Consider the following 8,766-nt stretch of genomic DNA (forward strand, 5'->3'; position numbering starts at 1 on the left):
ATTACTTAGCCCTTTCAATAATTTCAACTACTCTCCAACGCTTGTTCTTACTCAGCGGACGAGTTTCGCTTATTTTCACGAGGTCACCTGGGTTACACTCGTTGTTCTCGTCATGAGCCATAAATTTGGTAGTTTTGGCAACAAACTTACCGTAGATAGCGTGCTTTACGCGACGTTCTACAGCTACAGTGATGGACTTGTCCATTTTGTTACTTACCACTTTACCAACTCTTTCTTTTCGAAGATTTCTCTCTATCGTAGCCATATTCTTTTAGTTAGCTAGTTATTTGGCAGCCAATGCAGTCTTTAATCTTGCGATAAAGCGCTTGGTCTCGCGGATTCTGTTAGGATTCTCTATAGGAGAAATCGAGTGCGCAAACCTGAGTTTGGTTAGATTCTCCTGCTCAGCGACAAGTCGCTCGGCGATTTCACTGGATGAAAGTGAATTGATTTCTGTATTTTTCATAGTGCTTCTTATTCAGCGTAATCTCTACGAACAACAAATCTGGTACTTACAGGTAGCTTCTGCTGTGCAAGTCTCAACGCCTCCTGTGCTGTCTCCAGGCTCACGCCTGTAGCTTCGAAAAGGATTGTTCCTGGCTTAATAACGGCCACCCAATACTCAGGAGCACCTTTACCTTTACCCATACGAACCTCAGCTGGCTTTTTCGTGATAGGCTTATCAGGAAAAATTCTGATCCAAACCTGTCCTTCTCTTTTCATTGCTCTGGTCATTGCGATACGAGCTGCCTCGATCTGACGGGATGTAATCCATCCTGGCTCAAGGGACTTGATGCCAAAGTTGCCAAAAGAAAGCGTATGCCCTCTTTGTGCAATGCCTTTGACACGGCCCTTTTGCATTTTCCTATATTTAGTTCTTTTTGGCTGTAACATGAGTTCTCACTTATGGGTGAAAATTAGTTATTTCTTTTTCTTCGTCTTGGACCATCATTTCTCTTAGGGCCGGCATTGCGAGCACCTTTAGGCTCATTAGCAGCACCCTGATTAGGAGAAAGATCTCTTTTACCGTACACTTCACCTTTGAAAATCCAAACTTTGATCCCGATCAATCCATAAACCGTAAGGGCTTCTGAAAGTGCGTAATCAATATCTGCTCTCAATGTGTGAAGAGGAATTCTTCCTTCTTTGTACATTTCAGAACGTGCCATTTCGGCTCCGCCCAGACGTCCAGAAAGTTTAACTTTAATTCCTTCCGCTCCCACTCTCATGGATGCTGCGATAGCTTGCTTCATAGCTCTTCTAAAAGAAATTCTTGCTTGAAGCTGCTGAGCGATCGATTCACCTACCAATTTCGCATCTAACTCAGGACGCTTGATCTCGAAGATATTAATCTGAATATCCTTGTTAGTGATATTCTTTAATTCTTCTTTCAGTTTATCTACTTCGGCTCCACCTTTACCAATTACAACACCTGGACGGGCAGTATGGATCGTAAGAGTGATTCTCTTAAGCGTACGCTCAATAATCACTTTAGAAATACCCCCCTTAGGAATTCTGGCAAGGACGTACTTACGGATTTTCTGATCTTCATGTAGTTTTTCAGCGAAGTCTTTCCCACCATACCAGTTGGAATCCCAGCCTTTGACTACACCAAGTCTAAATCCTATTGGGTTGATCTTTTGTCCCATAGTCTGTTCTTAATTTGCCTTTTCGTTTGTTTCTACTACATCAGCGGTAACTTCCTCGTCGTTGAATGAATCAACTACCAGGGTTACATGATTTGATCTCTTGCGGATTCTGTGGCCTCTGCCTTGAGGAGCCGGTCTCAATCTCTTAAGAGATCTTCCTTCATCTACCATGATGGTTTTGATGAATAGGTCGGCTTCTTCCAGCTTGGCATCAGGATTTTTCGCCTGCCAGTTGGCTACAGCGGAAAGCAGCAACTTCTCAAGTCGAATCGCTCCATGGTTAGGAGTGAATTTCAATATGCTAAGTGCCAATCCTACTCTCTTGCCTCTGACAAGGTCAGCCACAAGGCGCATCTTACGCGGAGATGTAGGTACATTATTTAATTTTGCTAATGCTTCCATGATTATCTCTTTCCTTTATCTTTTTTGGCAATGTGGCCTCTGAAATTTCTGGTAGGAGCAAATTCACCTAGCTTATGACCTACCATGTTGTCTGTTACAAATACCGGAATGAATTTATTTCCATTATGCACAGCGAAGGTATGTCCTACGAAATCCGGAGAAATCATTGATTTTCTTGACCAAGTCTTGATTACCGATTTCTTCCCTGATTCGTTCTGAGCATCCACTTTCTTCACAAGATGGTGCTCGATATAAGGACCTTTTTTTAATGAACGTGCCATAATTATTTAGATCTTTTGCTTACGATGAACTTGTTTGAATACTTCTTAGGAGATCTTGTTTTCTTCCCTTTGGACAATAGACCTTTTCTAGATCTTGGATGTCCTCCGGAAGAACGACCTTCACCACCACCCATCGGGTGATCTACCGGGTTCATAGCAACACCTCTTACACGTGGTCTTGATCCGAGCCATCTCTTACGACCGGCCTTACCCAGTACTACGTTCATGTGATCACCGTTGGAAACAGTTCCTACAGTAGCCATACATGTGTTCAGTACAAGTCTCATCTCACCAGATGGAAGTTTTATAGTCACGTATTTCCCGTCACGGGCTACGATCTGTGCATAACCTCCAGCACTTCTTACCATTGCGGCACCTTTTCCTGGCTTCAATTCCACACAGTGTACAATTGTACCCATAGGGATGTTCACCACTGGCATCGCGTTGCCCACTTCTGGAGCAACTTGCTCACCGGAAATCACTGTCTGTCCTACTGACAAACCTTCCGGGGCGATAATGTAGGCCTTAGCACCATCTGCATAATATAGTAGGGCGAGACGTGCCGTTCTGTTTGGATCGTATTCGATAGCTTTCACTACCGCTGGTACACCAAATTTATTTCTTTTGAAGTCTACGATACGTAGTCTTCTCTTATGACCTCCACCGATATTGCGGACAGTCATTTTGCCTTCATTATTTCGTCCACCTGACTTCTTGATAGGAGCAAGAAGAGATTTTTCCGGTTTTGACGTTGTGATCTCGTCAAATGCCGGAGCTACTCTGAATCTTGTCCCTGGAGTTACAGGCTTCAACTTTTTAATTGCCATGATATAGATTCAATTAAATTTCTCCGTAAAAATCAATCACTTCACCATCGGCTACCTGCACGATTGCTTTCTTGAAAGCGTTGGTAAAGCCTGAAACCACTTTAGCTTTGGTATATCTTGATTTATGCTTTGCCGCATATCTGATGGTTCTGATAGAAACCACCTTTACACCAAACTTTTTTTCTACAGCGTTTTTGATTTCCGGTTTCTTCGCGGTTTTCTCCACGATGAACCCATAAACGCCTCTTTCGTTCATGGCAGAAATCTTTTCTGTAATTAAAGGCTGCTTTAGAATATCCATTGTCTTATTTCGATAAAATGGTTTCCAACTTACTGATAGAACCTTCACAGATCACTAGGTGATCAGCGTTCAGTACCTGGTAAGTATTTACATCATTTACAGTCACAACTTTTGCCTTTGGCAGGTTTCTGCTGGAAAGGAATACGTTGGCGTTTTCCTCAGGAAGTACCAATAACGTTTTCTTATCTCCTAGAGACAATCCGTCAAGCAAGGCCATGTAGCTTTTTGTCTTTGGAGAGTCAAATGAAATGCTTTCCAATACTGACAAGCTGTTATCTTTTACTTTGTATGTAAGTGCAGATTTCCTGGCTAGTTGTTTTACCTTTTTATTCAATTTGAAAGAATAGTCTCTTGGCTGTGGGCCAAACACTCTTCCTCCTCCTCGGAATAGTGGCGACTTGATAGATCCCGCACGCGCACTACCAGTGCCCTTTTGCTTTTTGATCTTACGAGTAGAACCAGCTATCTCATTTCTTTCTTTAGACTTGTGCGTACCCTGTCTTTGATTAGCCAAGTACTGCTTTACATCAAGGTAGATCGCATGATCGTTAGGTTCGATTGCGAAGATCTCATCAGACAAGCTGATTTTTCTACCTGTGTCTTCTCCTTTTTGATTAATTACTGCTAATTCCATGGCTTACTTCTCTAGAATAACGAAAGAATTTTTAGGACCAGGTACAGAGCCAGAAACCAATAACAGGTTTTTGTCAGCATAGATCTTCAACACTTTAAGGTTGATCACCTTCACTCTGTCTCCGCCAGTTCTACCAGCCATTCTCATTCCTTTGAATACTCTGGATGGCCAAGAACATGCACCAATTGAACCTGGGTGTCTACCTCTGTTGTGCTGACCGTGAGTTTGTCCACCCACGCCAGCAAAACCATGACGTTTTACCACACCCTGGAATCCTTTACCTTTTGAAGTTCCGATTGCATCTACGAAGTCACCCTCGATAAACACTTCACCAGCCTTCACAGTAGCCCCTAGATCTACCTGGCCTTCAAACTCGACCCGGAAATCTCTGAACTCAACAACTTTGTGCTTTGGTGTTGTACCGGCCTTTTTAAAATGACCGATCAATGGTTTTGGCGTATTTTTCTCTTTACGCTCACCATAAGCCAACTGCACTGCGTTGTACCCGTCTGTCTCGACGTTTTTTACTTGCGTCACTACGCAAGGACCAGCTTCTATTAGCGTGCATGCGACATTACGTCCATCGGCACTGAAAATGCTAGTCATTCCTACTTTTCTACCTATTATACCAGACATCTTTATTAAGATAATATAATAACCCACAAGCATTTATCTGCCGGGGCTCCTTTTAAAGGACTGCAAAGTTACTGAAATTAAATTCTGCAACAAATCCGGAATCCTAAATTTTAAATGTATTACCAAATATTTCTATTGTGACTCAGGCATTTATAGCCACCAAATCACCCACAGCGTATAGTTGAGCAAAAAAAACCTGCTTCGAAAAGCAGGTTTTTTTTATATTAATCCAAGAAGATCAAACTTTGATCTCTACATCTACTCCACTTGGAAGCTCGATTTTCATCAAAGCATCCACAGTTTTAGAGGAGTTAGAATAGATATCAACCAATCTTTTATATGTACAAAGCTGGTACTGATCTCTGGCTTTCTTACTTACGTGTGGAGACTTCAATACTGTGAATTTCTCCTTCTTGGTAGGCAAGGGAATCGGTCCTACTACTACTGCGCCAGTGGCTTTCACTGCCTTCACGATCTTCTCTGATGACTTATCCACCAGGCTGTGATCGTATGATTTTAGTTTTATTCTGATTTTCTGATTCATCGCAAATATTATTTAGTCCTTCTGACCTTTTACTGTAGCAATCACACCTTCGGCAATGTTGTTAGGCACTGTTTCATAGTGAGAGAATGTCAATGAAGCTGTAGCTCTACCAGAGGTGATCGTTCTAAGGTCAGTAATGTAACCAAACAACTCAGACAATGGCACTGAAGCTTTGATTACAGAAGAAGTACCTTTGGTATCCATCCCTTTCATCAAACCTCTTCTTCTGTTCAGATCACCGGTGATAGGACCTGTATACTCGTCAGGTGAAACTACGTCCACTGCCATGATAGGCTCCAGCAATTGAGGCTTACATTTTTTAGCAGCATCTTTGAAACCAAGTCTAGCTGCCAATTCGAAAGAAAGGGCATCTGAATCGACGTCGTGGAATGAACCGTGGAACAATCTTACTTTCATTGACTCAATAGGATATCCAGCCAATGGACCATTTTTCATAGACTCCGCAAAACCTTTCTGTATAGAAGGAATGAATTCCTTAGGAATTACACCACCTACAATCGCGTTTACAAAGTCAAGGCCTGGTTTGATTTCTCCAGTTTCAGGATCTGGGTCCCTAGGGCTAAGCTCAAAGGAGATATCCGCAAATTTACCCTTACCACCTGTTTGTTTCTTGTAAACTTCTTTATGTTCAACAGATCCAAATAAAGCTTCCTTATAAGCCACCTGAGGAGCGCCTTGGTTGATTTCAACCTTGAATTCCCTCTTCAGACGATCAATGATGATATCCAGGTGAAGCTCACCCATACCTCTTAGGATAGTCTGACCGGTCTCATGATCAGTATTTACCTGAAGTGTAGGATCTTCTTCCACTAGTTTGGCGATAGCCATACCCAGCTTGTCTACGTCAGCTTGAGTCTTAGGCTCAATAGCATAACCGATTACCGGCTCAGGGAACACCATTGACTCCAATATGACTTTACGCTTTTCGTCGCAAAGTGTATCTCCTGTCTTGATATCCTTAAAGCCCACCACTGCACCAATATCACCCGCTCTTAAGCTTTCAATCTGGTTTTGCTTGTTGGCATGCATTTGGAATACTCTTGAGATACGTTCTTTGTTACCAGAGCGGCTATTGAATACGTACGAACCGGAATTCAATACCCCAGAATAGGCTCTTACGAAACAAAGACGGCCTACGAACGGGTCAGTTGCGATTTTGAAAGCAAGACCTGCAAACGGCTCCGTTTCGTCGGGAGAGATTCTTACATCTACTTCCTCATCGTCTATGTCGTGAGCAATGATATCGTCCTTGTCCATTGGAGAAGGAAGCAATTCCATTACCAGATCAAGCATAGTCTGGACACCCTTGTTTTTGAATGAAGATCCGCATACCATAGGTACAATCTTCATATCAATTACAGCTTTTCTCAAAGCGGTAAGGATTTCCTGCTCCGTGATAGAGTTTGAATCTTCGAAGAATTTCTCCATTAAAGATTCATCGTAGTCCGCAACAGCTTCAAGCAAGTGCTCTCTGTATTCTGCTACTTCATCCAACATATCCTCAGGGATCGGAACTTCTTCGAAAGTCATTCCAAAGTCATCCTCATTCCATACGATAGCTCTGTTGTTGATCAGGTCAACAACTCCACGGAACTTATCTTCAGCACCGATAGGAAGCTGCAAAGGAACAGCATAGCTCCCTAGCATTTCCTTCACCTGCTTGCACACTTCAAGGAAGTTTGCGCCGGCACGGTCCATTTTATTTACGAAACCTATACGGGCAACTTTATAGTTATCCGCAAGTCTCCAGTTTGTCTCAGATTGTGGCTCCACGCCATCTACAGCACTGAACAAAAATACCAAGCCATCGAGAACACGAAGTGATCTGTTTACCTCTACAGTAAAATCAACGTGACCGGGAGTATCGATGATGTTGATCTGGTATTTTTTGTCTCTGTAATTCCAAAAAACGGTAGTTGCAGCTGAAGTAATGGTAATACCTCTTTCCTGCTCCTGAGCCATCCAGTCCATGGTGGCTGCTCCGTCGTGAACCTCACCTATTTTGTGAGATACGCCAGAATAAAAAAGTATCCGTTCTGTCGTAGTTGTTTTACCTGCATCAATGTGCGCGGCAATACCAATATTTCTGGTAAGTGTTAAATCTCTTTTAGCCATATTGATTAAAATCTAAAGTGAGAGAATGCTTTGTTGGCCTCTGCCATTCTGTGCGTATCATCTTTCTTCTTCACACCGGCGCCTTCGCCTTTGGAAGCAGCGATAATTTCGCCAGCTAGTCTGTCCATCATTGTTTTCTCTCCTCTTTTTCTGGCATAGCTGATCATCCATTTCATTCCCAGGGCAATCTTTCTGTCAGGTCGGACTTCCATTGGAACCTGGAATGTAGCACCACCAACTCTACGACTCTTCACCTCTACGGATGGAGAAATATTGTTTAGCGCTTTTTTCCAAACTTCAAGACCATTCTCACCTACCTTGGATTCTACCTTTTCTACTGCGTCGTAGAAAATTCTGTAAGCAATACTCTTCTTCCCATCTACCATTAGATTGTTCACAAACCTAGTCACTAGGGTATCATTGAACTTTGGATCAGGAAGAATATATCTCTTCTTTGGTTTCGCTTTTCTCATTTTTTCTAACTGTTATAAAGTATTATTTCTTCGCCGGAGCGCCTTTTCCAGCCTTCGGTCTTTTAGCACCATACTTAGAGCGACCTTGCTTACGGTCTTTTACTCCTGCGGTATCTAGTGCACCACGGATGATGTGATATCTCACACCCGGTAGATCTTTCACACGACCACCTCTGATCAAGACGATCGAGTGCTCTTGTAGATTGTGACCTTCTCCAGGAATGTAAGCATTCACTTCTTTTCCGTTTGTCAATCTCACCCTGGCCACTTTTCTCATTGCAGAGTTTGGCTTCTTAGGGGTTGTAGTGTATACTCTGGTACAAACTCCTCTTCGCTGTGGACATGCATCCAAAGCTCTTGATTTTGATTTGGTCTCCAGTGTAGTTCTACCTTTTCGTACTAACTGTTGAATAGTAGGCATTAACTGATAAAATTTAGTTTTCCCGTAAACTGTTAAATTTTGGACTGCAAAGGTAAACAAACTAATAAGAGTAACAAAGCTAAGCAGTTATATTTTTATTACGCCTCTCCAGGCGTTCCGAAACTAATCGGAAACTGAGGTGCTCCACCCGATTGATTGATCTTACCAAAAGCAGCCTCGTATTTCTCTATATTGTCTTTCAGTGCAGCAAGCAACCGCTTGGCATGATCCGGAGTGACAATAATCCTAGACTTCACTTTAGCTTTGGGCACGCCCGGCATTAAGCGGATAAAGTCGATCACAAATTCCGAATTGGAATGTGCGATCATCGCCAAATTAGAATAAACACCCTCTGCCACTTCTTCAGAAAGCTCTACATTGATCTGTTGATCTACTTTTTTGTTGTCGTCTTGCATGGTTACCTAGATTAAAAAAAGGCCTGTCGTGAAACAGGCCTTTTAA

At 42.5% G+C, this 8,766-nt stretch carries 15 protein-coding genes; all 15 read right to left on the reverse strand.

The genetic code is table 11. The features are described from left to right. Position 1 precedes the first annotated feature (1 nt). Entirely contained in the window at positions 2-265 is a 264-nt protein-coding gene (gene rpsQ, locus AS141_RS19840; protein WP_057939450.1) for a 30S ribosomal protein S17, read from the reverse strand. Positions 266-283: 18 nt separating this feature from the next. Then, positions 284-466, reverse strand: coding sequence for a 50S ribosomal protein L29 (gene rpmC, locus AS141_RS19845; protein WP_057939451.1), 183 nt, complete (start codon positions 464-466; stop codon positions 284-286). 8 nt (positions 467-474) lie between these two features. Continuing rightward, the gene (gene rplP / locus AS141_RS19850; RefSeq protein WP_057939452.1) at positions 475-894 is read right to left on the reverse strand and encodes a 50S ribosomal protein L16; all 420 of its coding nucleotides are present in this window, start codon (positions 892-894) and stop codon (positions 475-477) included. 23 nt (positions 895-917) lie between these two features. Further along, on the reverse strand, positions 918-1,649 hold the full coding sequence (gene rpsC, locus AS141_RS19855) for a 30S ribosomal protein S3 (RefSeq protein WP_057939453.1): 732 nt from the start codon (positions 1,647-1,649) through the stop codon (positions 918-920). A 9-nt stretch (positions 1,650-1,658) separates the two neighbouring features. Continuing rightward, positions 1,659-2,051, reverse strand: coding sequence for a 50S ribosomal protein L22 (gene rplV / locus AS141_RS19860; RefSeq protein ID WP_057939454.1), 393 nt, complete (start codon positions 2,049-2,051; stop codon positions 1,659-1,661). A 2-nt stretch (positions 2,052-2,053) separates the two neighbouring features. After that, the gene (rpsS, locus tag AS141_RS19865; RefSeq protein WP_057939455.1) at positions 2,054-2,332 is read right to left on the reverse strand and encodes a 30S ribosomal protein S19; all 279 of its coding nucleotides are present in this window, start codon (positions 2,330-2,332) and stop codon (positions 2,054-2,056) included. 2 nt (positions 2,333-2,334) lie between these two features. After that, complete coding sequence (gene rplB, locus AS141_RS19870; protein WP_057939456.1) at positions 2,335-3,159, reverse strand: 50S ribosomal protein L2; 825 nt, start codon at positions 3,157-3,159, stop codon at positions 2,335-2,337. Between the two features lie 13 nt (positions 3,160-3,172). Continuing rightward, positions 3,173-3,460 carry a 50S ribosomal protein L23 gene (gene rplW / locus AS141_RS19875; protein ID WP_057939457.1) on the reverse strand — a complete coding sequence of 96 codons (288 nt, stop codon included), beginning with the start codon at positions 3,458-3,460 and terminating at the stop codon, positions 3,173-3,175. A gap of 4 nt (positions 3,461-3,464) precedes the next feature. Further along, positions 3,465-4,094 (reverse strand): 50S ribosomal protein L4, encoded by a 630-nt coding sequence (gene rplD, locus AS141_RS19880; RefSeq protein ID WP_057939458.1) that lies wholly within the window; start codon positions 4,092-4,094, stop codon positions 3,465-3,467. A gap of 3 nt (positions 4,095-4,097) precedes the next feature. Beyond that, positions 4,098-4,730 carry a 50S ribosomal protein L3 gene (rplC, locus tag AS141_RS19885; protein WP_057939559.1) on the reverse strand — a complete coding sequence of 211 codons (633 nt, stop codon included), beginning with the start codon at positions 4,728-4,730 and terminating at the stop codon, positions 4,098-4,100. Positions 4,731-4,968: 238 nt separating this feature from the next. Beyond that, entirely contained in the window at positions 4,969-5,274 is a 306-nt protein-coding gene (rpsJ, locus tag AS141_RS19890) for a 30S ribosomal protein S10 (protein WP_008203035.1), read from the reverse strand. 12 nt (positions 5,275-5,286) lie between these two features. Beyond that, positions 5,287-7,410 carry an elongation factor G gene (fusA, locus tag AS141_RS19895; RefSeq protein WP_057939459.1) on the reverse strand — a complete coding sequence of 708 codons (2,124 nt, stop codon included), beginning with the start codon at positions 7,408-7,410 and terminating at the stop codon, positions 5,287-5,289. A 5-nt stretch (positions 7,411-7,415) separates the two neighbouring features. Next, positions 7,416-7,883, reverse strand: coding sequence for a 30S ribosomal protein S7 (rpsG, locus tag AS141_RS19900; RefSeq protein WP_057939460.1), 468 nt, complete (start codon positions 7,881-7,883; stop codon positions 7,416-7,418). 22 nt (positions 7,884-7,905) lie between these two features. Then, positions 7,906-8,304 (reverse strand): 30S ribosomal protein S12, encoded by a 399-nt coding sequence (rpsL, locus tag AS141_RS19905; protein WP_057939461.1) that lies wholly within the window; start codon positions 8,302-8,304, stop codon positions 7,906-7,908. Between the two features lie 98 nt (positions 8,305-8,402). After that, a complete protein-coding gene (locus AS141_RS19910) occupies positions 8,403-8,720 on the reverse strand; it encodes a DUF3467 domain-containing protein (protein ID WP_057939462.1) in 318 nt (105 codons plus the stop codon). Positions 8,721-8,766: the final 46 nt, after the last annotated feature.

Origin of the sequence: Algoriphagus resistens (genome assembly GCF_001442615.1) — a bacterium.
Lineage (GTDB): Bacteria > Bacteroidota > Bacteroidia > Cytophagales > Cyclobacteriaceae > Algoriphagus > Algoriphagus resistens.